Below are 23,305 nucleotides of genomic sequence, written 5' to 3'. Positions count from 1 at the left end.
CTTGTCCCCGTGCCCGAACCCGAAACCAGTACCAACCAAGCCGCGGCGCGCCCCGCGCATCCGCACGCCGCGACGTTGAAGCGGCTGGAGAAGTCGTCCGGCAGTCTCGCCGCCCAGGCGATCGCGCGGATGGACGACACGCTGTCCTGGTACCGGGCGATGCCCCCGGAGAACCGGTCGTGGATCGGGCTGGTCGCCCAGGCGGGCATCGCCGCCTTCACCGAGTGGTTCCGGCACCCGGACGCCCCGCAGGCCATCTCCACCGATGTCTTCGGCACCGCGCCGCGCGAGCTGACCCGGGCCATCACGCTGCGGCAGACCGTGGAGATGGTGCGGACCACCATCGAGGTGATGGAGTCCGCCATCGACGAGGTGGCGGCGCCCGGCGACGAGAACGTACTGCGCGAGGCGCTGCTGGTGTACGCGCGGGAGATCGCCTTCGCCACCGCCCAGGTGTACGCCCAGGCCGCCGAGGCACGGGGTGCCTGGGACGCGCGGCTGGAGTCACTGGTGGTGAACGCGGTGCTCAGCGGGGAGGCCGACGAGGGTGCCGTGTCGCGGGCCGCAGCGCTGGGCTGGAACTCGCCCGACCATGTGTGCGTGGTGCTGGGCACCGCGCCCGACGGGGACTCCGAGCTGACCGTGGAGGCCATCCGGCGGGCCGCCCGGCACGCCAAACTGCAGGTGCTGACCGGGGTGCTCGGCGACCGGCTCGTGGTGATCGCGGGCGGCAACGACAACCCGCTGGGCGTGGCCAAGTCGCTCATCGGGCCGTATGCCGCGGGGCCGGTCGTGGCCGGTCCCGTGGTGCCCGACCTGCTGGCCGCGACCCGGTCCGCGCAGGCCGCCGCGGCGGGGCTCAAGGCGTGTTCGGCCTGGCAGGACGCCCCGCGCCCGGTACTGGCGGACGATCTGCTGCCGGAGCGCGCGATGGCCGGAGACCCGGCCGCGCGGGAGCAGTTGGTGGAGGAGATCTACAGACCGCTGGAAGAGGCCGGGGCCGCACTGCTCGAAACGCTCAGTGTGTATCTGGAACAGGCGAGCAGCCTGGAGGGCGCGGCGCGGATGCTGTTCGTTCACCCCAACACCGTTCGTTACCGGCTCCGACGTGTGACTGACGTCACCGGATGGTCACCCTCCGATGTACGCTCTGCGTTCACGCTGCGGATCGCGCTGATCCTGGGGCGTCTGGCCGACGGTGATCTTCAGCTCTAGCCTTTTGTCGGGGCTCTACAAAACCCCCTGCTGTTCTTCGTCCTTGTCCCCACGGGCGGCCGTGGCCGTCCCCAAGAGAGAGTGTGAGAGTGCTCGTACTCGTCGCTCCCGGCCAGGGTGCCCAGACGCCCGGCTTCCTGACTGAATGGCTCGACCTCCCCGGCGCCGCCGACCGCGTCGCCGCATGGTCCGACGCCATCGGACTCGACCTCGCCCACTACGGCACCAAGGCCGACGCGGACGCGATCCGCGACACCGCCGTCGCCCAGCCGCTGCTGGTCGCGGCCGGGCTGCTGTCCGCCACGGCACTGGGTGACATCGTCCCCGGCGCGGTCGCGGGTCACAGCGTCGGTGAGATCACCGCCGCCGCCTTCGCGGGCGTGCTGGACGACACCGCCGCGCTCTCGCTGGTCCGCAAGCGGGGTCTGGCCATGGCCGACGCCGCCGCGATCACGGAGACGGGCATGGCGGCGCTGCTCGGCGGCGACCCGGAGACCACCGTGGCGCACCTGGAGAAGCTGGGCCTGACGCCGGCGAACATCAACGGCGCGGGCCAGATCGTCGCTGCCGGCACCAAGGAGCAGATCGCCGCGCTGGAGGCGGACAAGCCCGAGGGTGTGCGCCGCGTGGTCGTGCTGCAGGTGGCCGGCGCCTTCCACACCCACCACATGGGTCCCGCCGTAGACACGCTGGCGAAGGCCGCCGAGGCGCTCACGCCCGGCGACCCGAAGGTCACGTACGTGTCCAACAAGGACGGCAGGGACGTCGCGACCGGCGCCGAGGTGCTCGAGCGCCTGGTCGGCCAGGTCGCCAACCCGGTCCGCTGGGACCTGTGCATGGAGACCTTCAAGGAGCTCGGCGTCACCGCCCTCCTGGAGGTCTGCCCCGGCGGCACCCTGACCGGTCTCGCCAAGCGCGCCCTGCCGGGCGTGCGGACGCTGGCCCTGAAGACCCCCGCCGACCTCGACGCCGCCCGCGAGCTCATCGCCGAGCACGCCGCCTGATCGCCTCAAAGGAGCCCACCCGCATGGCGAAGATCAAGCCCAGCAAGGGCGCCCCGTACGCACGCATCCTCGGCGTGGGCGGTTACCGTCCCACCCGGGTCGTGCCGAACGAGGTGATCCTCGAGACGATCGACTCGTCCGACGAGTGGATCCGCTCGCGCTCCGGCATCGAGACCCGGCACTGGGCGTCCCCCGAGGAGACCGTCGCCGCGATGTCGGTCGAGGCGTCCGGCAAGGCGATCGCGGACGCCGGGATCGACGCCGGGCAGATCGGCGCCGTGGTCGTGTCGACCGTCTCCCACTTCCAGCAGACCCCGGCCGTCGCCACCCTGATCGCCGACCAGCTGGGCACGGACAAGGCCGCCGCCTTCGACATCTCGGCCGGCTGCGCGGGCTTCGGGTACGGCCTGACGCTCGCCAAGGGCATGGTGGTGGAGGGTTCCGCCGAGTACGTGCTCGTCATCGGCGTGGAGCGGCTGAGCGACCTGACCGACCTGGAGGACCGGGCCACGGCCTTCCTGTTCGGTGACGGCGCGGGCGCCGTCGTCGTGGGCCCCTCCCAGGAGCCCGCGATCGGCCCGACCGTATGGGGCTCGGAGGGCGACAAGTCCGAGACCATCAAGCAGACCGTGCCGTGGACGGACTACCGCGACGGCACCGTCGAGAAGTTTCCCGCGATCACGCAGGAGGGCCAGGCGGTGTTCCGCTGGGCCGTGTTCGAGATGGCGAAGGTCGCCAAGGAGGCGCTGGACGCCGCCGGGCTGACGCCGGACGAACTGGACGTCTTCATCCCGCACCAGGCCAATGTGCGGATCATCGACTCGATGGTGAAGACCCTGAAACTGCCGGAGCACGTCACGGTCGCCCGTGACATCCGCACCACCGGCAACACCTCGGCCGCCTCGATCCCGCTCGCGATGGAGCGGCTCCTGGCGACCGGTGAGGCGAAGAGCGGCGACACCGCGCTCGTCATCGGCTTCGGGGCGGGTCTCGTCTACGCCGCTACGGTCGTTACCCTCCCCTAGGCACTCCGTGCCGGATCATGCGGTCCGGTACGCGAGGAACCACCGTCACATCCTCAGGAATCACAACGAAGGAGCGCCATCATGGCCGCCACTCAGGAAGAGATCGTCGCCGGTCTCGCGGAGATCGTGAACGAGATCGCCGGCATCCCGGTTGAGGACGTCCAGCTGGACAAGTCCTTCACCGACGACCTGGACGTCGACTCGCTGTCCATGGTCGAGGTCGTCGTCGCCGCCGAAGAGCGCTTCGACGTCAAGATCCCGGACGACGACGTCAAGAACCTCAAGACCGTCGGCGACGCGACCGACTACATCCTCAAGCACCAGGCCTGAGCCCTGCCGGGCCTTCCGTCCGCTGTCCGTCGGTGACGGAAGGCCCGGGGGCCGGGGCAGCCGGCCCCGCCACCCGGCGGTGGCGCCGTACGAATCCTCGTAATCCGTTGGAGAAAGAATTCCGATGAGCCCGACCAATCGCACCGTGGTCGTCACCGGTATCGGCGCAACCACACCGCTGGGTGGCGACGCAGCCTCGACCTGGGAGGGACTGATCGCCGGCCGTTCCGGCGTCAGGCCCCTCACGGAGGACTGGGCCGCCGAGCAGGCGGTACGCATCGCGGCCCGTGCGGCCGTGGAGCCCACCGAGGTCATCCCCAGGCCGCAGGCCCGCCGTCTGGACCGCTCGGCGCAGTTCGCGCTGATCGCGGCCAAGGAGGCGTGGGCCGACGCCGGTTTCGAAGCCAGGGCCGGCGAGGACCCGAAGGTCGACCCCGACCGGCTGGGCGCCGTCATCGCCTCCGGCATCGGCGGCGTGACGACCCTGCTGGACCAGCACGACGTGCTGAAGGAGAAGGGCGTACGCCGCGTCTCCCCGCACACCGTGCCCATGCTGATGCCGAACGGCCCCTCCGCGAACGTGGGACTCGCCGTGGGCGCCCGCGCGGGTGTGCACACGCCCGTGTCCGCGTGCGCCTCGGGTGCGGAGGCCATCGGCTACGCCATCGAGATGATCCGCACCGGGCGTGCGGACGTCGTCGTCGCGGGCGGTACGGAGGCGGCGATCCACCCGCTGCCCATCGCCGCGTTCGGCAACATGATGGCGATGTCGAAGAACAACGACGACCCCGAGGGCGCGTCGCGTCCCTACGACGTCGCCCGGGACGGCTTCGTCATGGGCGAGGGCGCGGGTGTCGTCGTCCTGGAGTCCGCCGAGCACGCGGCCGCGCGGGGTGCGCGGGTGTACGCGGAGGCGGTCGGTCAGGGCATCTCGGCCGACGCGCACGACATCGTGCAGCCGGAGCCGGAGGGGCGGGGGATCACGCACGCGCTGCAGAACCTGCTGGAGCGGACGGATCTCGATCCTGCGGAGATCGTGCATGTGAACGCGCACGCGACGTCCACGCCCGCGGGGGACATCGCGGAGCTGAAGGCTCTGCGGAAGGTGTTCGGGGACGACGCGGATCACTTCGCGGTGTCCGCGACGAAGTCGATGACCGGGCATCTGCTGGGTGGGGCGGGGGGTGTCGAGTCCGTGGCCACCGTGTTGGCGCTGTATCACCGGATCGCTCCGCCCACGATCAATGTGGACAATCTTGATCCTGAGGCCGAGGCCGCGGCGGATGTCGTCCGGGGGGAGGCGCGGAAGTTGCCTGTGGCTGGGCGGATTGCCGCGTTGAACGACTCGTTCGGGTTCGGTGGGCACAACGTGGTGCTGGCGTTCCGGTCTGTGTGACCGGCTCTACTGAAGGGTCTTCACCCCCTTGGCGGGGGGTGGGGGCCCTTTTTTCTTCGCCCCCGCCGCCCCTTCCCGTCCCGTCCCTGGGGGCTCTGCCCCCAGACCCCTTTCGCGCCCACGCGGCGGAGCCGCACTTCGGCACAGCCCCGCGCCCCTAAAGGGGGTCAGACCACCTGGTGGAGCCAGCGGACCGGGGCTCCTTCTCCCGCGTAGCGGAAGGGTTCCAGTTCGTCGTCCCAGGGCTTGCCCAGGAGTTTGGCGATTTCCGATTCCAGGTCGGTCTGGTGCGTCTGGGAGCGGGTCAGGGCCGCGCGCAGGCGGTCCTCCGGGATGAGGATGTCGCCGTGGATGCCGGTGACCGCGTGGAAGATGCCCAGGTCGGGGGTGCAGCTGTAGCGCTCGCCCTCGGCGGAGGGGCAGGGCTCCGAGGTGACCTCGAAGCGGAGCATCTGCCAGCCGCGCAGCGCGGAGGCGAGCTTGGAGGCGGTGCCCGCCTGGCCCTGCCAGGAGAACTCCGAGCGCCAGGTGCCGGGGGCGGCCGGCTGGCGGATCCAGTCCAGGCTGACGCGCGTGCCGAGCACCCCGGCGACGGCCCACTCGACGTGCGGGCACAGCGCGCGCGGCGCGGAGTGCACGTACAGAACTCCACGAGTCGTCACCGGAACCTCCGGACGGAACGGGCGCGGTCCGGGCGGACCACGTTGATGGCGAGGCTACCGTGCGACGGTGCAAGGAGTGTGACGTACCGTCGGTCCCAGTGCCGGGAAACCTCCACCATTCACCCGGCAGGACGTGCGGGGAGGCGGCGGATGGAGCAGCGGATGGGGCAGGTGACGCGTAGGCGCGGGCGGCGTTCGCGGGCTCTGCTCGCCGTCGTGGCGGCCGCGGTGCTGGGCGTGGCCGGGTGCGACGCCGGCGGCGGGGACTCCCCGGCGGCGAAGAGGCCGCGGCCGTCGCCCACGCCCGTGTGGGACACCGGCCCCGAGTCGGTCGCGGCCGTGGGTGACTCCATCACCCGGGGGTTCGACGCGTGCGCGGTGCTGACGGACTGTCCCGAGGTGTCGTGGGCGACGGGGAGCAGTGAGGAGGTCGACAGTCTCGCCGTACGGCTGCTGGGGCGGGCGCGGGCGGCCGAGCGGAGCTGGAACTACGCGGTGACCGGGGCCCGGATGGCGGATCTGCCGGGTCAGATGGAGCGGGCCGTGCGACGCGGTCCGGAGCTGGTGGCGGTGATGGCGGGGGCGAACGACGCCTGCCGGGAGACCACGTCGGCGATGACCCCGGTGGCGGAGTTCCGCGCCGACTTCGAGAAAGCCATGCGCTCCCTGCGTACGGCGCTGCCCAGGACGCAGGTGTATGTGGCGAGCGTGCCGGATCTGAAGCGGCTCTGGTCGCAGGGCCGGACCAGCGCGCTGGGCAAGCAGGTGTGGAAGCTGGGCATCTGCCCGTCGATGCTGGGCGACGCGGACGCCCTGGACGCGGCGGCGACGCTGCGGCGCGAGACGGTGCGTCACCGGGTGGAGGACTACAACGAGGTGCTGGAGGAGGTCTGCGCGAAGGACCGTCGCTGCCGCTTCGACGGCGGGGCGGTGTACGCGTACCGGTTCGGGACCGATGAACTGAGCCAATGGGACTGGTTCCACCCCAGCGTCGACGGGCAGGCCGAGCTGGCCGAGATCGCGTACCGCACGGTCACGGCGAAGCGGCCGTGACTTATTGTTTCGCACATGAACGAACTCTTCGGCACACTTTCCGACGGCACGCCGGTGCACCGTTGGACCTTGGAGCGGGCGGGCGTACGGGTACGGATCCTGTCCTACGGCGGGATCGTGCAGGACGTCGAGGTGCCGGACCGGGACGGCAGGGCCGGGAACGTGGTGCTGGGGTTCTCCGACCTGGACGGCTATCTCCGGCATCCGGAGCCCTTCCTGGGCGCCCTGATCGGCCGTTACGCCAACCGGATCGCGGGCGCGCGCTTCTCCCTGGAGGGGCGCGAGCACACGCTGGCCGCGAACAACGGGCCGAACTCCCTGCACGGCGGTGCGCGGGGCTTCGACAAGCGGGTGTGGGACGTGAGCCCGGTGGCGCACGGTCTGCGGCTGTCGCTGGTGGCCGAGGACGGCGAGGAGGGGTTCCCGGGCCGGCTCGAGGTCGCGGTGACGTACTCGCTGGACGAGCGGGGTGCGCTGGGGATCGCGTACGAGGCGGTGGCGGACGCGCCGACGCATGTGAACCTGACGAACCACTCGTACTGGAACCTGGCCGGTTCGGGCAGCGCCTCCGGGCACGAGCTGCGGCTCGCGGCGTCCCGCTACACGCCGTCGGGCGCGGACCTGATCCCGAGCGGTGAGCTCGCCGACGTCACCGGGACCCGCTTCGACTTCCGCGAGGCGCGCAAGGCGGGCAGCGGGTACGACGACAACTACGCCCTCGACAAGGGGGTGACGGCGGCGCCCGAGGAGATCGGCGAGCTGTACGACCCGGCGTCGGGCCGGGTGCTGACCGTGTCGACCACCGAGCCCGGGATCCAGCTCTACACCGCCGACCACATCGGGGAGCCGTTCACGCCCGGTGACGGCATCGCGCTGGAGACCCAGCACTTCCCCGACTCCCCGAACCGCCCGGAGTTCCCGAGCACGGTCCTGCGGCCGGGCGAGGTGTTCCGCTCCGAGACGGTGTACGGCTTCGGCGCCCGGTAGCCGCGCACATGAGCCCCGGTCCGGGGTCAGGGTCCCGGACCGGGGCTGCTCATGTGGATACTTCTCCGGATCAGACGTTAATCGTCGCGGTGATCCCGTGGTCCTCGATCGAGCGCCCGACCTCGATCTCGTACGAACCCTTCACATATGACCACGATGCGGCGGCCTCGTCCCAGATCCCGAACGCGCGTCGCGCACGTTCGACGGTGACCTCGGCCCGCTCCCCCGGTCCGGCCTCCACGGAGGCGTCCTGGCGGCCGGGCAGCCGCGGGTTCTCGCGGACGGCGCGTCCGGGGTCCCGGGTGGCGGTTGGCCCGCCCGTCCCTCGCGCCCCATGGCGGGGACCGCGTGGGTCACGCGATACTGCGGCCTCCGGCATCCCGTACCCCACGACGACGGAAGGCCCCACCCCCTTGAGATCCGTATATGCGCGCATCGGCGTTCTCGGTCTGGCCCTGCTGGCCGGGCTGACCGCCGCCCCCGTGACCGCGACCGCCGCCACCGGCGCGGCCCCCACCGTCGAGGAACGCCGCCTGGACGCGGCGGCCCCGCAGGAGATACTCCGCCGTTCCGGATTCGACGGCGTGGCACCGGAGTTCGCCCGTGCCCTCGACCACGCGCACTCCTACGCCCAGGCCCGCCGGGCCGTCGTACGGGAAGGGGGTGAGCTGTGGCGCAGGGCCGTCGACCGGGCACAGGGGCGCGGTCCGGCGGGCGGTGACCTCAGCCGGGACGACGACCGGCCGCTGTACTGGGCGCGGCTCGGGATGACGCGTGAACTGCGCGCCTGGGAGCCCGGGTTCGGGATCGACGACGAGCAGCGGGCACGGCTGCTGGACGAGTTGGAGCGGACCTCGCGCGGACAGACCGCGATCCGGTATCCGCACCGCAAGGGGGTGAAGCGGATCCTGGTGACGGGCTTCGATCCGTTCACCCTGGACCGGGACATCCGTATCTCCAACCCGTCGGGGGCCGTCGCGCTCGCCCTGGACGGCACGGTGATCGAGACGGCGGACGGTCCGGCGCGGATCGAGACGGCCATGTTCCCGGTGCGCTGGCGGGACTTCACGGAGGGGACCGTGGAGCGGGCGCTGCGGCCGCATCTGCCGAGGGTCGATCTGTTCACCACCGTGAGCCAGGGCCGGGTGGGCCGTTTCGACGTGGAGCGGACCAACGGGGCCTGGCGGGGCGGGTTCGGGGACAACGAGAACATCGGCCGCACGGAGACGGTCCCGGTGAGCGACCCGGCCTCGCAGCCGCAGTGGACGGCCACGACACTGCCGTACGCGGCCATCGTCGCCTCGGAGACGGGGCGCTTCCCGGTGTACGACAACACCGGCGTGACGGAGATCCCGGCGGGAGGTACCGAGGCCGTCGTGCGGCCGCAGGGACCGACGCCCGGTTCGACGGCGCGGGCCGGGGGCGGCGGGGACTATCTGTCCAACGAGATCGCCTACCGGGCGACGCTGCTGCGGGACCGGCTCGGGCTGCGCGGCAGTCTGCCGGGCGGCCATGTGCACACGCCCGTGCTGCAGTTCGGCGCCGGGAACACCACCGAGGTGACCGACCCCGAGTTCGTGCGGAACCGGCTGGACATCATCGCGCAGACGCGGGCGATCGTGACCGTGGCGGTCAGTGCGACGGAGCGAACGCGAGGCTGACGCCGAGGCCGGCCAGGACGGATCCGATCACCTTGTTGAGGACCTTCTGGCCGCGCAGCATCAGGGTGCGCATCCGGTCGTGGGAGAAGAACACGGCGACGACGCCGAACCACAGCAGGTGGGCCAGCGACATGAACAGGCCGTAGCCCGCCTGCTGGAGGAGCGGGGTGCCGGGGCTGACGACCTGGGCGAAGGTCGAGACGACGAAGAGGGTCGTCTTCGGGTTGAGCACGTTGGTGAGGAAGCCGGTGCGCAGCGCGGCGAACGGGGTCAGGTCCGTCTTGTTCTCCAGGTCGACGGTGACCTCGCCGCGGGTACGGAAGGTGCGGACGCCGATGTACACGAGGTAGGCGGCGCCGATGAGTTTGATGACGGTGAACAGGAAGGTGGAGGAGGCGATCAGCAGGCCGACGCCGAGCATGGTGTAGGTGACGTGCACCAGGACCCCGGCGGCGACACCGAGCGCGGCGAGTACGCCGGTGCGGCGGCCGTGGAGGTAGCTGTTGCGGACCACCATGGCGAAGTCGGCGCCCGGCGCGATCACCGCGAGGACGGTGATGACGGCGACGGCGAGGATCTCGGTCATACGGGCGTGTCCTCGTCCTCCGCGTCCCCGGAGTCCTCGGCCCTGTCCCCGGCGGTCTCCTCTCCGAGCAGGTCGCGTGCCATCAGCGTGGCTCCGGCGACCGCGCCCGGCATCAGGAACACGGCGACGAACGGGACCAGGAAGGCCACCGCCAGGGGTGTGCCGAAGCCCCATACGAGGGTCTTGCGGGAGCGCAACAGGCCGAGCCGCTCCCGTACTTCGACCCGGCGGCGCTGGAGCGCCACGGCGGTGAGCTCCTCGGTGAGGAAGAAGCCGGTGACGAAGAACCCGATCACCGGTACGACGGTCTGCCCGACCACCGGGATGAACCCCAGCGCGAACAGCGACACGCCCCACACCAGGGCCCGCAGGAGGATACGGAGGCTGTCGCGGGCCGAGATCCACAGCTCCCGCAGCAGGGGCAGCCCGGACTCGGGGGCGGTGCCGTCGGGCGAGACGTCCCGGTCGACCTTCTCGGAGAGGTTCTCGTAGAACGGCTGGCCGACGAGCAGGGTCACCGCGGTGAAGGTGAGGACGGACAGCAGCAGTCCGAGGGCGAACAGGACGGCGGTGAGGAAGCCGCGGAACAGCCCGGCCCAGGGGCTGGACCAGTCGTCGGCGAACGGCGTCGCCCAGGTGACGAAGTCCTCGCCCCACAGCGCCAGCGCGACGAGCGCCGCCGCGTACAGCACGAGGGTGATCAGGCCCGGGAGCAGCCCGAACCCGTACTGCTTGCCGTGCCTGGCCACCCACCGCTGGCCGGCGAGGAGATACCGGAAACCCGCCCCAAGATCGCGCATGGTAAAAAACCCTATCGGGGAGCCGCCGGGAAGCGTCACCCCGGCACCGGGGAGACGGGGCACATGGACACGATGAGGTTCGAGCTCACGCGTGCGGAGTTCGAGCGCCGGCGGCTGCTGAGACGGGCCACGTACGTCTGGAGCGGGACACTGCCCGGTATCGGGGAGGTCCGGCTGACGTGCCCCAGGGAATCCTGGCACTCCGGGGAGAAGCAGACCGCCCGGGTGGCGGGCGAGGGGGTTCCCACGCTGGCCTTCCGGGGCGTCCGGTTCCGCGGGCTTCCCCGCATGGCGCACATGCAGCTCAGCGCCGGCGTGAACAACTGCCGGCCGAGGCGCCGTCATCTGGCCGTCCGGCGGTCGGAGCGCGCCCTGCGGATCGAGGTCAGGGGACGCTCGTACCGGTACCGGGTGCTGGACGACAAGCGCCGGCACGAGCTGACGCGCAAGGGCGTCGTCGTGACCATGACCCGCTCCGAGTGGCGGCGGCCGCGGACGATCTCGGGTGTCGCGGAGGGTGACGCCGACGGTCTGGACGTCGGGCTCGCGATCCTGCTGGAGAGCGTCTACACCCGCAACCTCTCCTTCGGCGGCGCGGTGTACTCCTGGCCGGGACGGTTCCTGAGCCGGCTGGACCCGACGGATCTGGCGGACCTGCTGGACCTCTGACGGCGTCCGCGCGCCGGGCGCCGACAGGGGCCGCACCCCACGTCCAAGGGTGCGGCCCCGTCGTACGCAACGACCGGCGGCGCGGTCGTGTCACGGGCGGATCAGAGCTTGACGATCATTTTTCCGGTGTTGTCGCCGCGCAGGACGCCGAGGAACGCCTCGAGGTTGTTCTCGATGCCCTCGACGACCGTCTCGCGGTACTTCAGCTCGCCCGAGCGGACCCACGGGCCGACCTCCTCGACGAACCGCGGCTGCAGGTCGTAGTGGTCGCCGACGAGGAAGCCCTCGATCCGGCCGCGGGTCTGGATCAGCCGGGCGAGGTTGCGGGGGCCGGGGGCGGGCTCGGTGTTGTTGTAGACCGAGATCATGCCGCAGACGGCGATCCGGCCGTCCCGGTTGAGCCGGCCGATGGCCGCCTCCAGGTGGTCGCCGCCGACGTTGTCGAAGTACACGTCGATCCCGTCGGGGGCGGCGGCGCGCAGCTGCTCGTTCACGGGGGCCGTCTTGTAGTTGAACGCGGCGTCGAAGCCGTACTCCTCGACGAGCAGCTTCACCTTCTCGTCGGAACCGGCGGAGCCGATCACCCGGGAGGCGCCCTTGAGTTTGGCGATCTGGCCGACCTGGCTGCCGACCGCGCCCGCCGCGCCGGACACGAAGACGGAGTCGCCCTCCTTGAAGGAGGCGGTGCGCAGCAGTCCGGCGTAGGCGGTGAGGCCGGTCATGCCGAGCACGCCCAGGTACGCGGAGAGGGGGGCCGCGTCCGGGTCCACCTTGACGGCGTTCTTCGCGTCCATGACGGCGTACTCGCGCCAGCCGAAGAAGTGCAGGACGTGGTCGCCGGGGGTGATCCCGTCGGCGTTCGAGGCGACGACCTCGCCGACGGCGCCGCCCTGCATGGCCTTGCCCAGCTCGTACGGGGCGGCGTACGACTTCGCGGCACTCATACGGCCGCGCATGTACGGGTCCACGGAGAGGTACTTGTTCCGTACGAGTACCTGGCCCTCGGCCGGGGCGCGGACATCGGTCTCGACGAGGGCGAAGTCCTCGGGCTTCGGCCAGCCGACGGGGCGGGTGAGCAGGTGCCACTCGCGGGCGGTGGCGGGGGGTGTGGGGGCGGTCATGGCGTGGCACCCTTCCTCGGAATAGTTCATTACCTGAAACAACCATGCGGCTGAATATTTCAGGATGTCAAGCAACCGGGTACCCTTGAGGGCATGGCCACACCCGAAACCGCCACGCGCCGACCGGACGCCCTCACGCTGGAGGTCGTCGAGCTGATCGGCTCGGTGGTGGCCCGCTATCACGAGGAGTACGAGGAGGCGGCCGCCGGTCATGCGTTGACGGGTGCCCAGGCGAAGCTGCTCAGTCTGCTGTCCTTGGAGCCGCTGCCGATGCGGAAGCTGGCGCAGCGGCTGAAGTGCGAGCCGTCGAATGTCACGGGGATCGTGGACCGGCTGGAGTCGCGGGGGCTGGTGGAACGGCGGCCGGACCCCGGGGACCGCCGCGTGAAGCTGGCGGCGGCGACGCCGGAGGGGCGGCGGGTGGCGCGGAGCCTGCGCGAGTCCTTGAACTTCGCCCGCGAGCCCCTGGCGGGGCTGTCCGTACCGGCCCGGGTGGCGCTGCGCGACGCACTACGAACCATGCTGACGTAACCCCCTGCGCGGGCGCCACCTCCCGCTCCCGCGGGCAGTCGTGCCGCTGGGGCGGCACGGGTGGGCGCGACGGCACCCCGTGAACGCCGGGCCGCGTGACCCACCCCCGGCCGGCACCTGCGACCTTCACGCCCGCGCTGGTGTGGCCCCGGGGGGGTGGCGCTGCTCGGCGCCGACGAGGTGCCGTCGCGCCCACCCGTGCCGCCCTGCGGCACGATTGCCCGCGGTCGGCGGAGGTGACTCATACGCTTACGCGCCACCGCGGCCGGCGGAGGTCACTCACGGGCTCGCGCGCCCGCGGCTGGCGGAGGATGTGCGGGAGCGCGGTCAGGCGCGTCCTGCGAGTGGCCGGGTCGGCTCGGGTACGGCACGCAGGTGCCGACGCACTCCGCGGGCAGTCGTGCCGCTGGGGCGGCACGGGTGGGCGCGACGGCACCCCGCCGGCGCCGGGCCGCGTGACCCACCCCCGGCCGGCACCTGCGTCAGGTGCACCACCACAGGAAGCGGTCGCAGGTTTCTGTGGGTTCCGGTTCCGGGTCCGGGTCCGGTTCCGGGTCCTTGGTCGTCGGGGCCGGGGACGGCGGGTCCGGCGAGGAGTCGTCCGGGGGCGCCGGCGCCGATGTCGGCGGGGGCGCCGGGGCGGAGGAGGTGTCCGTGTCCGGGTCCGCCGACGCCGACTCCGACGCCCCCTCCGACGGGGACCCCGAAGCCGACGGCGAGCCGGAGGGACTGGCCTCCGGCGACTCGCCCGGCGCCACCGCCCCCTTCACCCCACCGCTCGGCGACGCCGACGGCTCCAGCTCCGTCGCTCCGCCGTCCGCGGTCTCCTCCCCCGCCGCCGCCGGCTTCGGCGGCGCCCCGGACACGTCCATCCCGAGTTCCGCGAGACTCAGCCCGCCCGCCGCGAGAACGAACCCCGCCGCGATCAGCAACGTACGGTTGCGCCGCCGCCGGTGCGCCGCCGCTTTGCGGTCACGACGGCTCTGCCCCGCCGAAGGGTCGTCGTCGTCCGGTTCGGGCCCGGGCTCCGCTTCCGGCCCCCGGCGCCGGCCGGCCCGACGTCCGCGCGGCTCGTCGTCCCGCGGCTCGTCCCGCGACTCCTCGCCGTACTCCCCGGAGTCCTCCGCGACGTGCGCGGTCTCCTCGACCGCACGCGGGTCGCCCTCGCCCCCCGCGGGCGCGGCGGCGCGGAGTGTCTCTACGGGCGTGCCACAGCCGGGGCAGGCAAGGGCGCCATTGAGGTGCCGTCGGCACGGCTGGCAAAAGTCCATGACGCGGGAAGGTTAGGTTCCGTTCGGGTCCGCTTCATAGCCCTTGTTGTGAAAGTTTGGTGCGGACCAATGCTCAATGGTTTCGAAACTGTCGAAACCGTTATGCGCGAGACCCATTGACACCCCCACCACCCCGTCCTTACTGTCACGCCAGCATTTCGAACGTGTGACGAAATATCGAACGTGTCGAACTGCGGAGACCGAGGACAGGGTCCACCATCACAGCGAGGGGCGAACTGCCGTGCGCATCACCGGAATCAGCACACACGTGGTCGGGACGCCGTGGCGCAACCTGACGTACGTACAGGTGCACACCGACGAGGGAATCACCGGAGTCGGCGAGACCCGGATGCTGGGCCACACCGACGCCCTCCTGGGATACCTGAAGGAGGCCGAGGTCAACCACATCCTCGGCTCCGACCCGTTCGCCGTCGAGGACCTGGTCCGCCGGATGAAGTACGGCGACTACGGCCGCGCCGGCGAGATCGTGATGTCCGGTATTGCCGTCGTGGAGATGGCCTGCTGGGACATCAAGGGCAAGGCCCTCGGCGTCCCCGTCTGGCAGCTGCTGGGCGGCAAGGTCACCGACAAGGTGAAGGCCTACGCCAACGGCTGGTACACCACCGAGCGCACCCCGGAGGCGTACCACAAGGCCGCTCAGGCGGTGATGGAGCGCGGCTACCGGGCCCTGAAGATCGACCCGTTCGGGACCGGGCACTTCGAACTCGACCACCGGCAGAGCCTGTACGCCGTCTCGCTGATCGAGGCCGTACGGGACGCCATCGGCCCCGACGCCGAGCTGATGCTGGAGATGCACGGCCGCTTCTCCCCCGCCACCGCCATCCGTATGGCGAGGGAACTCGCGCCGTTCAACCCGGCCTGGCTGGAGGAGCCGGTGCCGCCGGAGAACCTCAAGGCGCTGGAGAAGGTGGCCGCGAAGGTCGACATGCCGGTCGCCACCGGTGAACGCATCCACGACCGGATCGAGTTCCGCGAGCTGTTCGAGAGCCAGGCCGTGGACATCCTGCAGCCGGACGTCGGCCACATCGGCGGCATCTGGGAGACCCGCAAGCTCGCCGCGACCGCCGAGACGCACTACATGCTCGTCGCCCCGCACAACGTCGGCGGCCCGGTGCTCACCGCCGCGTCCCTCCAGGTCGGTTTCACCTCGCCGAACTTCAAGATCCTGGAGCACTTCAACGACTTCGCGGACGCGGACATCAAGAAGGTCGTCAAGGGCGCCCCGCAGGTGAACCCGGAGGACGGCTGCTTCCACCTCTCCGACGCCCCCGGCCTCGGCGTGGAGCTGGACGTCGACGCGGCGGCCGAGTTCCCGCAGCAGCAGGCCCGGTTCGACCTGTGGGCCGAGGGCTGGGAGCAGCGCAAGCCCAAGGGCACGCAGTGACCGCCGGCCGCCGGGGAGGGGCGCGATGAGCACCCAGGTCGTCATCCAGGCTCCGGGCGAGCACCGTCTGGAGCCGCACGAGCCGCGTGAGCCCGGTCCCGGCGAGGCCCTGGTCCGGGTGCACGCCGCCGGGATCTGCGGCAGTGACCGCGAGGTGTACCAGGGCAACCGGCCCGAGGGGTACGTGCGTTACCCGCTCACCCCGGGCCACGAGTGGTCCGGGACCGTGGAGCGGGTGGGCGCGGGCGTGCCCCAGGCGCTGGCCGGCCGCAAGGTCGTCGGCGAGGGCTTCCGCAACTGCCAGGTCTGCGACCGCTGTCACGCCGGTGAGACGACGCTGTGCTCGGCGGGGTACGAGGAGACCGGCTTCACCCGGCCGGGCGCCATGGCCGCCACGCTGACGCTCCCGGCCCGGCTGCTGCACGTCCTGCCGGACGACGCCGATCTGAGCGCGGCCGCGCTGCTGGAGCCGGCCGCCTGCATCGCCGCCGCCGCGCTGAAGGCGAACGCCGTGCCCGGTGAGCGGGTCGCGGTGGTCGGCACCGGCACGCTGGGGATGTTCGCCGTGCAGTTCCTGCGCGCGGGCTCCCCGGCCGAGCTGCTGGTGGTGGGCACCCGGGGCGACCGGGAGGCACTGTCCCGGCGGTACGGGGCCACCGATTTCCGTACCAAGGACCAGCCGCTCCCGGACGACTTCGACGTGGTGATCGAGACCGCCGGCTCCGCGGACGCGGCCCGTACGGCGGCCGCGCTGCTGCGGCGCGGCGGACGGCTGGTTCTCACCGGTATCCCCGCGCCGGGTGCCGGCGGACTCGACCCGACGGATCTGGTCGTACGGCAGCTGGAGGTGCACACCGTCTTCGGCGCGCCGCCGGACGCCTGGGCGCACACCGTACGGGTGTTCGCCGCCGGGCTGCTCGATCCGCTGCCGCTGGTGAGCCATGAACTGCCGCTCGCCGAGTTCCCTCGGGCCATCGAGTTGGTGGGGTCCGGCGATCCGAAGGTGGGCAAGGTTCTGCTGCGTCCCTAGTCCGTACGCCGGTACGGGGGCGACCCGACGGCCCCCGTACCGGCGTACACCCACCGCCTTCCCCGCCCGGCTCGTACCCCGGGCCGCGAACTTCGCCCGGCTCGTACCCCGAGTGGCGAACTTCGTCCGATATATCGAACCAAAGGACACCCTGTGACCGACGCTTCCGCCACGGCTCCCCGCAGGCCCGGTGAACCCGCCCTCACCGCGCTCGGCTTGAGCGCACCCGCCCTCGACCCCGCCGACGCCTCGCCGCACACCTTCCCCGGCGGCGGCCGCTGGCGCACCGAGGTCCCCTCGTGCGAGGGCCCCGAGGCGCTGGCCGTGGTCCTCAAGGAGGCCTCGCGCCTCGATGTGCCGATCCACCGGATCAGCCAGGGCAGCGGCGTCTGGATGCTGACCGACGCCGAGATCACCGAGATGGTGGACGCCACCGCCGAACGGGACATCGAGCTCTGCCTGTTCACCGGCCCGCGCGGCACCTGGGACATCGGCGGCTCCACCCGCACCGACTCGGGCGGCGCGGGACTGCGGGCCCGGGGCCACGACGCGGTGGCCGGCTGTGTCGAAGACGCCGTCCGTGCCACCGAGTTGGGCGTCAAGTGCCTGCTCGTCGCCGACGAGGGCGTGCTCTGGACACTGCACCGGGCCCGTGCGGCCGGGCTGCTGCCCGCCGACACCACACTGAAGCTGTCGGCGCTCGTCGGCCCGGTGAACCCGGCCTCGTTCGCCGTCTACGAGCGGCTCGGCGCCGACTCCATCAACGTGCCCAGCGATCTGACGCTCGCTCACCTCACCGAGATACGACGGGTTTCGGCCACCCCGATGGACATGTACATCGAGGCGCCGGACGACCTCGGCGGCTATGTGCGGATGTACGAGGTCGCCGAGCTCATCCGGCGCGGCGCCCCGCTGTATCTGAAGTTCGGCCTGGCCAAGGCGCCCGGCATCTACCCGTACGGCCACCACATGCGGGAGCTGACCCTGGCGACCGCCAAGGAGCGGGTGCGGCGCGGCCGGCTGGCGCTGGACCTGCTGGCGCGGCACGGCGCGGACGGCGACATGGCGCCGCTCGGGTCCCGACTCCCGGGCACCCAGAGCCGGTTCGAGATTTCGTCATAACGTTCCGGAAAACCGGCTTCACAGAAGTAGACACAGCCGCGCACAATCGCACACACCCTGTTCTCGGTCACCCGTTCCACCCCCGGAAGCGCCTCGCCCGTCCGGACCGACCCCGCACACACATCAAGGATGATGATCATGCGTAATCGCAGAGCCGCACTCGCCGCCGTGGCCACCGCCGCCTCCCTCGCCCTGACCCTGTCCGCCTGCGGCCAGAGCGGCGAGGGCGGCAGCGAGGAGGACAAGGGCGGCAGCGACGGCGCCACCATCGGCATCGCGATGCCGACCAAGTCCTCCGAGCGCTGGATCGCCGACGGCGCCAACGTCGAGAAGGAGCTGAAGGCCAAGGGGTTCAAGACCAAGCTGGTCTTCGGTGAGGACGACCCGGACCAGCAGGTCTCGCAGATCGAGAACATGATCACGCAGGGTGTGGACGCCCTGATCGTGGCGGCGATCGACAACAAGTCCCTGGGCAACGTCCTGCAGCAGGCCAAGGACGCCGACATCCCGGTCGTCTCCTACGACCGGCTGATCCTCGGCACCGAGAACGTCGACTACTACGCCTCGTTCGACAACGAGAAGGTCGGCGAGCTGCAGGGCGGCTACATCGTCGAGAAGCTGGGGCTGAAGGCCGGCAAGAAGGGCCCCTTCAACATCGAGCTGTTCGCCGGCTCCAACGACGACAACAACACCCGGTACTTCTTCCAGGGCGCGATGAACGTCCTGAAGCCGTACATGGACAAGGGCCAGCTGGTCGTCCGCTCCAAGCAGACCGACCTCAACCAGGTCACCACGCTGCGCTGGGACGGCGGCACCGCGCAGAAGCGCATGGACGACCTGCTCACCTCCAGCTACCGCAGCGCCCGGGTCGACGCGGTGCTCTCGCCCTACGACGGCATCTCCATCGGCATCCTGTCCGCCCTGAAGTCGGACGGCTACGGCTCCGGCAGCAAGGCCATGCCCGTCGTCACCGGCCAGGACGCCGAGGTCGCCTCGCTGAAGTCGATCATCTCGGGCCAGCAGACCCAGACCGTCTTCAAGGACCTGCGCGAGCTCGCCAAGGTCGCCGCGAACATGGTCGACTCGGTCCTGAACGACAAGAAGCCCGAGGTCAACGACACCAAGTCGTACGACAACGGCTCCAAGGTCGTCCCCGCCTACCTGCTGCAGCCGGTCAGCGTCGACAAGTCCAACTACAAGCAGATCCTGGTCGACGGCGGCTACTACACCGAGGACCAGCTCAAGTAACCGGGCCCCTTCAAGGATTGGAAGGCACGACCATGGCGGGACCCGTCCTGGAAATGCGCTCGATCGTCAAGACCTTTCCCGGCGTCAAGGCGCTGTCGGACGTCACCCTGACCGTCCGGGAGGGCGAGGTCCACGCCATCTGCGGTGAGAACGGCGCCGGCAAGTCGACCCTCATGAAGGTCCTCTCCGGCGTCCATCCGCACGGCAGCTACGAGGGGGACATCCTCTTCGAGGGAGAGCCCTGCGAGTTCAAGGACATCCGGGCCAGCGAGCAGCGCGGCATCGTCATCATCCACCAGGAACTGGCGCTGTCGCCGTTCCTCTCCCTCGCGGAGAACATCTTCCTCGGCAATGAGCACGCCACGCGCGGGTTCATCAACTGGAACGCCACCCTCAAGCACGCCACCGAGCTGCTGCGCCGGGTCGGGCTCTCCGACCACCCGGACACCCGCGTCGCCGACATCGGCGTGGGCAAGCAGCAGCTGGTGGAGATCGCGAAGGCGCTCTCGAAGAAGGTGAAGCTGCTCATCCTGGATGAGCCGACCGCGGCCCTGAACGACGAGGACAGCGACAAACTCCTCGATCTCATCCTGGAGTTGAAGGAACAGGGCATCACCTCGATCATCATCTCGCACAAGCTGAACGAGATCCGCAAGGTCGCCGACTCGGTGACGATCCTGCGGGACGGGCGGACCATCGAGACGCTCGACGTGAAGGCCGAGGAGACCAGCGAGGACCGGATCATCTCCGGCATGGTCGGCCGCGACCTGGAGCACCGCTTCCCGGAGCGCACCCCGCACCAGCCGGAGGAGGGCGCCGCCCCGGCCCTGGAGATCCGCAACTGGACCGTGCACCACCCGATCGACCAGCAGCGCAAGGTCGTCGACGACGTGTCCCTCGAGGTGCGGCGCGGTGAGATCGTCGGCATCGCCGGCCTGATGGGCGCGGGCCGTACCGAACTCGCGATGAGCGTCTTCGGCCGCACCTACGGCCGGCACGCCGCCGGCACCGTCCTCAAGGACGGCACGGAGATCCGTACGAAGACCGTCCCGGAGGCGGTCGGACACGGCATCGCGTACGTCACCGAGGACCGCAAGCACTTCGGGCTGAACCTCATCGACACCATCAACCGCAACATCTCGCTCAGCGCCCTGAAGAAGGTCGCCAGGCGCGGTGTGGTGGACGAGCACGAGGAGCGGCAGGTCTCCGAGCGCTTCCGGAAGTCGATGAACATCAAGGCCCCGACGGTGTTCGAGCCGGTGGGCAAGCTGTCCGGCGGCAACCAGCAGAAGGTCGTCCTCAGCAAGTGGATCTTCGCGGGTCCCGATGTGCTGATCCTCGACGAGCCGACGCGCGGCATCGACGTCGGCGCCAAGTACGAGATCTACACGGTCATCGACAAGCTGGCCGCCGAGGGCAAGGCGGTCGTCTTCATCTCCTCCGAGCTGCCCGAACTGCTCGGCATGTGCGACCGCATCTACACGATGGCCGCGGGGCGGCTGACCGGTGAGTTCTCGCGGGCCGAGGCCTCCCAGGAATCGCTGATGCGTCAGATGACGAAGGACAAAGAGGTATCCCGATGAGCAGCACCGAAGTCACCGACAAGACGCCGGCGGCCGCGCCGCCGGGCAAGAACGGGGCGGGCAGCGGTGACGGCCTGCTCCAGCTGATGCTGGACGGCATGCGCCGCAACATGCGCCAGTACGGCATGCTGATCGCCCTGGGTCTCATCGTGGCGCTGTTCGCGGTGTGGACCGACGGCGACCTGCTGCTGCCGCGCAACGTGTCCAACCTGGTGCTGCAGAACAGCTACATCCTGATCCTCGCGATCGGCATGATGCTGGTCATCATCGCGGGCCACATCGACCTCTCGGTCGGGTCGCTGACGGCGTTCGTCGGCTCGATGGCCGCCGTCTTCATGGTCAGGAACGATCTGCCCTGGCCGGTCGCGGTGATCCTCTGTCTGGCCGTGGGCGCCCTGGCCGGCGCGATACAGGGCTGGTTCATCGCCTACGGCGGCATACCGTCGTTCATCGTGACCCTCGCGGGCATGCTGACCTTCCGCGGTCTCACCGAGATCTTCCTGGAGGGCCAGACCCTCGGCCCGTTCCCCAAGGGCCTGCAGACGGTCGCCAACGGCTTCATGCCCGAGGTCGGCCCGGAGACCAACTACCACAACCTCACCCTGCTCCTCGGCATCGGACTGATCGCGCTCGTGGTCCTCCAGGAGGTCCGCGACCGGCGCCGCCAGAAGGAGTTCGACCTCGAGGTCCTCCCCGCCAAGCTGTTCCTGCTGAAGCTCGTCGCGCTGGGTGCCGCCATCCTCGTCGTGACGATGCTGCTGGCCAGCTACAAGGGTGCCCCGATCGTGCTGCTGATCCTCGGCGCGCTGCTCGTCGGCTTCGGCTACGTGATGCGCAACGCCGTCATCGGCCGCCACATCTACGCCATCGGCGGCAACCTGCCCGCGGCCAAGCTGTCGGGTGTGCGGGACAAGAAGGTCACCTTCCTGGTCTTCCTGAACATGGGCATGCTCGCGGCCCTGGCGGGTCTGGTGTTCGCCGCCCGCTTCAACGCGGCCTCTCCCAAGGCCGGCCTCAACTTCGAGCTGGAGGCCATCGCCGCCTCGTTCATCGGCGGCGCGTCGATGAGCGGCGGCGTCGGCACGGTCCTCGGCGCGATCATCGGCGGTCTGGTCCTGGGCGTGCTGAACAACGGTATGAACCTCGTCGGCATCGGCACCGACTGGCAGCAGGTCATCAAGGGCCTGGTCCTGCTGGCCGCGGTCGGCTTCGACGTGTGGAACAAGCGCAAGTCCGGTTCGTAAGTCAGCTCGGGCCCCGCCGGAAGGCGGGGCCCTTTCCTTTTCGGGAGCCGTACATGGAACTGAACAGACGCACGGTCATCGCGGGAGCCGCCGCGGCCGGGGTCGCCGCCACCGCCCTCGGCGGGACGGCGTACGCCGCGCCGGGCCGGGGCAGGCCGGCCCGGACGCTCTTCGGCAGGCTCGCGGACGGCACCAAGGTGCACAGCTGGGCGCTGGAGAACGGCGGCACCCGGATGGAGGTCCTCTCCTACGGCGGCATCGTCCGGTCGCTGGAGATCCCCGACCGCCGCGGCCGGTACACCAACGTCTCCCTCGGCTTCGGCACCCTCGAGGAGTACGTCGCCTCCAGCCCGTACTTCGGCGCGCTGATCGGCCGTTACGGCAACCGCATCGACAAGGGCCGCTTCACCCTCGACGGCACCGCGTACCAGCTCTCCGTCAACGACGGCGAGAACACCCTGCACGGCGGCGCCCAGGGCTTCGACAAGCGGGTCTGGGACGTCGAGCCGTTCACCCGGGGCTCCGACGTCGGCCTCCACCTGTACTACACCAGCGTCGACGGCGAGATGGGCTACCCGGGCACGCTCCGTACGAAGGTCACGTACACGCTCACCCGCGACGGCGACTGGCGCGTCGACTACGAGGCCACCACCGACAGGGCCACCGTCGTCAACCTCACCAGCCACGTCTACTGGAACCTCGCGGGCGAGGGCAGCGGCTCTATCCACGACCACGAGCTGACCGTCGACGCCTCCCGCTACACCCCGGTCGACGCGGGGCTGATCCCCACGGGCGAACTGGCGCGGGTCGCCGCCACCCCCTTCGACTTCCGCCGCGCCAAGCCGGTCGGCCGGGACATCCGTACCGCGCACCAGCAGGTGCTGTACGGGCAGGGCTTCGACCACAACTGGGTGCTCGACAAGGGCATCACCGCCCGCCCGGAACACGTCGCCACGCTGCGCGACCCGTCCTCCGGCCGCACCCTGCGGATCGCGACGAACGAGCCGGGGCTGCAGTTCTACTCCGGCAACTTCCTCGACGGCACCCTCGTCGGCACCAGCGGCCGGGTCTACCGGCAGGGCGACGGACTGTGCCTGGAGACCCAGCACTTCCCGGACTCCCCGAACCAGCCGTCGTTCCCCTCGACGGTGCTGCGGCCGGGCCGGACGTACCGGACGACGACGGTGCACTCGTTCGGCGCCTGAGGCGCCCGGGTTCCCGTGAACCGCCTCCGTCACATTTTCCTCACATGAGCTGAACGGTGGCGGTCCGCGGTGCGTACTCCTGGGTGGCCCGTGCTCCCCCGCGCGGGCCACCCAGGCTTTGACGGGCCCGTTCGTCCCCAACGGGCCCGTCACACAC

At 70.7% G+C, this 23,305-nt stretch carries 22 protein-coding genes and 1 pseudogene; 17 read left to right on the top strand and 6 right to left on the bottom strand.

Features of this window, described 5'->3' with window-relative positions; all coding sequences use genetic code 11:
* Positions 1 to 9: 9 nt before the first annotated feature.
* The 5 genes from fasR to fabF all read left to right on the top strand — a co-directional run bounded on the left by fasR (position 10) and on the right by fabF (position 4,970).
* Positions 10 to 1,215: a fatty acid biosynthesis transcriptional regulator FasR gene (gene fasR / locus IF28_RS0113015; protein WP_030218316.1), complete on the top strand. Its 1,206-nt coding sequence runs from the start codon at positions 10 to 12 to the stop codon at positions 1,213 to 1,215.
* Positions 1,216 to 1,304: 89 nt separating this feature from the next.
* Entirely contained in the window at positions 1,305 to 2,219 is a 915-nt protein-coding gene (locus IF28_RS0113010) for an ACP S-malonyltransferase (protein WP_030218313.1), read from the top strand.
* 23 nt (positions 2,220 to 2,242) lie between these two features.
* On the top strand, positions 2,243 to 3,244 hold the full coding sequence (locus IF28_RS0113005) for a ketoacyl-ACP synthase III (RefSeq protein WP_030218310.1): 1,002 nt from the start codon (positions 2,243 to 2,245) through the stop codon (positions 3,242 to 3,244).
* Positions 3,245 to 3,325: 81 nt separating this feature from the next.
* Positions 3,326 to 3,574: an acyl carrier protein gene (locus IF28_RS0113000; RefSeq protein ID WP_004931691.1), complete on the top strand. Its 249-nt coding sequence runs from the start codon at positions 3,326 to 3,328 to the stop codon at positions 3,572 to 3,574.
* A gap of 124 nt (positions 3,575 to 3,698) precedes the next feature.
* Entirely contained in the window at positions 3,699 to 4,970 is a 1,272-nt protein-coding gene (gene fabF / locus IF28_RS0112995) for a beta-ketoacyl-ACP synthase II (protein WP_030218305.1), read from the top strand.
* A 167-nt stretch (positions 4,971 to 5,137) separates the two neighbouring features.
* Here fabF and IF28_RS0112990 read toward each other — a convergent pair whose 3' ends face one another.
* On the bottom strand, positions 5,138 to 5,632 hold the full coding sequence (locus tag IF28_RS0112990) for a DUF3145 domain-containing protein (RefSeq protein ID WP_030218302.1): 495 nt from the start codon (positions 5,630 to 5,632) through the stop codon (positions 5,138 to 5,140).
* 162 nt (positions 5,633 to 5,794) lie between these two features.
* Here IF28_RS0112990 and IF28_RS0112985 point away from each other — a divergent pair, with 162 nt between their 5' ends.
* Positions 5,795 to 6,685 (top strand): SGNH/GDSL hydrolase family protein, encoded by an 891-nt coding sequence (locus tag IF28_RS0112985; protein ID WP_199808985.1) that lies wholly within the window; start codon positions 5,795 to 5,797, stop codon positions 6,683 to 6,685.
* A gap of 15 nt (positions 6,686 to 6,700) precedes the next feature.
* Positions 6,701 to 7,672, top strand: coding sequence for an aldose epimerase family protein (locus IF28_RS0112980; RefSeq protein WP_030218297.1), 972 nt, complete (start codon positions 6,701 to 6,703; stop codon positions 7,670 to 7,672).
* Between the two features lie 70 nt (positions 7,673 to 7,742).
* Here IF28_RS0112980 and IF28_RS39820 read toward each other — a convergent pair.
* Positions 7,743 to 7,919 (bottom strand): annotated as a pseudogene (locus IF28_RS39820) (fibronectin type III-like domain-contianing protein); the annotation flags it as partial.
* A 166-nt stretch (positions 7,920 to 8,085) separates the two neighbouring features.
* On the opposite strand from IF28_RS39820, the gene IF28_RS0112970 reads away from it, so the two are divergent.
* On the top strand, positions 8,086 to 9,333 hold the full coding sequence (locus IF28_RS0112970) for a hypothetical protein (protein WP_030218295.1): 1,248 nt from the start codon (positions 8,086 to 8,088) through the stop codon (positions 9,331 to 9,333).
* Here the strand turns inward: IF28_RS0112970 and IF28_RS0112965 are convergent.
* Together IF28_RS0112965 and IF28_RS0112960 are read right to left on the bottom strand one after the other, a co-directional pair.
* The gene (locus IF28_RS0112965) at positions 9,305 to 9,919 is read right to left on the bottom strand and encodes a LysE family translocator (protein WP_030218293.1); all 615 of its coding nucleotides are present in this window, start codon (positions 9,917 to 9,919) and stop codon (positions 9,305 to 9,307) included. The two genes, IF28_RS0112970 and IF28_RS0112965, sit on opposite strands and share 29 nt — an antisense overlap.
* Positions 9,916 to 10,719, bottom strand: a complete 804-nt coding sequence (locus IF28_RS0112960) for an EI24 domain-containing protein (protein WP_030218290.1) — start codon at positions 10,717 to 10,719, stop codon at positions 9,916 to 9,918. Before IF28_RS0112960 ends, IF28_RS0112965 begins: the two co-directional genes overlap by 4 nt.
* A 63-nt stretch (positions 10,720 to 10,782) precedes the next feature.
* Here IF28_RS0112960 and IF28_RS36345 point away from each other — a divergent pair, with 63 nt between their 5' ends.
* Entirely contained in the window at positions 10,783 to 11,388 is a 606-nt protein-coding gene (locus IF28_RS36345) for a hypothetical protein (protein ID WP_051713726.1), read from the top strand.
* 101 nt (positions 11,389 to 11,489) lie between these two features.
* On the opposite strand, the gene IF28_RS0112950 is transcribed toward IF28_RS36345, so the two are convergent.
* The gene (locus IF28_RS0112950) at positions 11,490 to 12,509 is read right to left on the bottom strand and encodes an NADP-dependent oxidoreductase (protein ID WP_030218284.1); all 1,020 of its coding nucleotides are present in this window, start codon (positions 12,507 to 12,509) and stop codon (positions 11,490 to 11,492) included.
* Positions 12,510 to 12,602: 93 nt separating this feature from the next.
* On the opposite strand from IF28_RS0112950, the gene IF28_RS0112945 reads away from it, so the two are divergent.
* The gene (locus IF28_RS0112945; protein WP_030218281.1) at positions 12,603 to 13,040 is read left to right on the top strand and encodes a MarR family winged helix-turn-helix transcriptional regulator; all 438 of its coding nucleotides are present in this window, start codon (positions 12,603 to 12,605) and stop codon (positions 13,038 to 13,040) included.
* Between the two features lie 482 nt (positions 13,041 to 13,522).
* Here the strand turns inward: IF28_RS0112945 and IF28_RS0112940 are convergent, their stop codons facing one another.
* Positions 13,523 to 14,311, bottom strand: a complete 789-nt coding sequence (locus IF28_RS0112940; protein ID WP_030218279.1) for an SCO2400 family protein — start codon at positions 14,309 to 14,311, stop codon at positions 13,523 to 13,525.
* A gap of 241 nt (positions 14,312 to 14,552) precedes the next feature.
* Between IF28_RS0112940 and IF28_RS0112935 the strand changes: the two genes are divergently transcribed.
* The 7 genes from IF28_RS0112935 to IF28_RS0112905 all read left to right on the top strand — a co-directional run bounded on the left by IF28_RS0112935 (position 14,553) and on the right by IF28_RS0112905 (position 23,148).
* Positions 14,553 to 15,716, top strand: coding sequence for a mandelate racemase/muconate lactonizing enzyme family protein (locus IF28_RS0112935; protein ID WP_030218277.1), 1,164 nt, complete (start codon positions 14,553 to 14,555; stop codon positions 15,714 to 15,716).
* A 25-nt stretch (positions 15,717 to 15,741) separates the two neighbouring features.
* Complete coding sequence (locus tag IF28_RS0112930; protein ID WP_030218274.1) at positions 15,742 to 16,746, top strand: zinc-dependent alcohol dehydrogenase; 1,005 nt, start codon at positions 15,742 to 15,744, stop codon at positions 16,744 to 16,746.
* Between the two features lie 153 nt (positions 16,747 to 16,899).
* A complete protein-coding gene (locus IF28_RS0112925) occupies positions 16,900 to 17,868 on the top strand; it encodes a hypothetical protein (protein ID WP_030218272.1) in 969 nt (322 codons plus the stop codon).
* A gap of 138 nt (positions 17,869 to 18,006) precedes the next feature.
* On the top strand, positions 18,007 to 19,116 hold the full coding sequence (gene chvE, locus IF28_RS0112920) for a multiple monosaccharide ABC transporter substrate-binding protein (protein ID WP_030218270.1): 1,110 nt from the start codon (positions 18,007 to 18,009) through the stop codon (positions 19,114 to 19,116).
* Positions 19,117 to 19,148: 32 nt separating this feature from the next.
* Positions 19,149 to 20,699, top strand: a complete 1,551-nt coding sequence (mmsA, locus tag IF28_RS0112915) for a multiple monosaccharide ABC transporter ATP-binding protein (protein ID WP_030218267.1) — start codon at positions 19,149 to 19,151, stop codon at positions 20,697 to 20,699.
* Positions 20,696 to 21,943, top strand: a complete 1,248-nt coding sequence (mmsB, locus tag IF28_RS0112910; RefSeq protein WP_030218259.1) for a multiple monosaccharide ABC transporter permease — start codon at positions 20,696 to 20,698, stop codon at positions 21,941 to 21,943. Before mmsA ends, mmsB begins: the two co-directional genes overlap by 4 nt.
* A gap of 53 nt (positions 21,944 to 21,996) precedes the next feature.
* The gene (locus IF28_RS0112905; protein WP_030218256.1) at positions 21,997 to 23,148 is read left to right on the top strand and encodes an aldose epimerase family protein; all 1,152 of its coding nucleotides are present in this window, start codon (positions 21,997 to 21,999) and stop codon (positions 23,146 to 23,148) included.
* Positions 23,149 to 23,305 lie beyond the last annotated feature (157 nt).

The organism is Streptomyces sp. NRRL WC-3626 (genome assembly GCF_000718785.1).
GTDB classification, from domain to species: Bacteria; Actinomycetota; Actinomycetes; order Streptomycetales; family Streptomycetaceae; genus Streptomyces; species Streptomyces edwardsiae.
This window is presented reverse-complemented; position numbering and strand designations above follow the sequence as displayed.

Coding starts and splice junctions, on each gene's coding strand:
- IF28_RS0113005 (WP_030218310.1), top strand. CDS start 2,243: ATGGCGAAGATCAAGCCCAGCAAGGGCGCCCCGTACGCACGCATCCTC.
- IF28_RS0113000 (WP_004931691.1), top strand. CDS start 3,326: ATGGCCGCCACTCAGGAAGAGATCGTCGCCGGTCTCGCGGAGATCGTG.
- fabF (WP_030218305.1), top strand. CDS start 3,699: ATGAGCCCGACCAATCGCACCGTGGTCGTCACCGGTATCGGCGCAACC.
- IF28_RS0112985 (WP_199808985.1), top strand. CDS start 5,795: ATGGGGCAGGTGACGCGTAGGCGCGGGCGGCGTTCGCGGGCTCTGCTC.
- IF28_RS0112980 (WP_030218297.1), top strand. CDS start 6,701: ATGAACGAACTCTTCGGCACACTTTCCGACGGCACGCCGGTGCACCGT.
- IF28_RS0112965 (WP_030218293.1), bottom strand. CDS start 9,919: ATGACCGAGATCCTCGCCGTCGCCGTCATCACCGTCCTCGCGGTGATC.
- IF28_RS0112960 (WP_030218290.1), bottom strand. CDS start 10,719: ATGCGCGATCTTGGGGCGGGTTTCCGGTATCTCCTCGCCGGCCAGCGG.
- IF28_RS36345 (WP_051713726.1), top strand. CDS start 10,783: ATGGACACGATGAGGTTCGAGCTCACGCGTGCGGAGTTCGAGCGCCGG.
- IF28_RS0112950 (WP_030218284.1), bottom strand. CDS start 12,509: ATGACCGCCCCCACACCCCCCGCCACCGCCCGCGAGTGGCACCTGCTC.
- IF28_RS0112945 (WP_030218281.1), top strand. CDS start 12,603: ATGGCCACACCCGAAACCGCCACGCGCCGACCGGACGCCCTCACGCTG.
- IF28_RS0112940 (WP_030218279.1), bottom strand. CDS start 14,311: ATGGACTTTTGCCAGCCGTGCCGACGGCACCTCAATGGCGCCCTTGCC.
- IF28_RS0112930 (WP_030218274.1), top strand. CDS start 15,742: ATGAGCACCCAGGTCGTCATCCAGGCTCCGGGCGAGCACCGTCTGGAG.
- chvE (WP_030218270.1), top strand. CDS start 18,007: ATGCGTAATCGCAGAGCCGCACTCGCCGCCGTGGCCACCGCCGCCTCC.
- mmsA (WP_030218267.1), top strand. CDS start 19,149: ATGGCGGGACCCGTCCTGGAAATGCGCTCGATCGTCAAGACCTTTCCC.
- mmsB (WP_030218259.1), top strand. CDS start 20,696: ATGAGCAGCACCGAAGTCACCGACAAGACGCCGGCGGCCGCGCCGCCG.
- IF28_RS0112905 (WP_030218256.1), top strand. CDS start 21,997: ATGGAACTGAACAGACGCACGGTCATCGCGGGAGCCGCCGCGGCCGGG.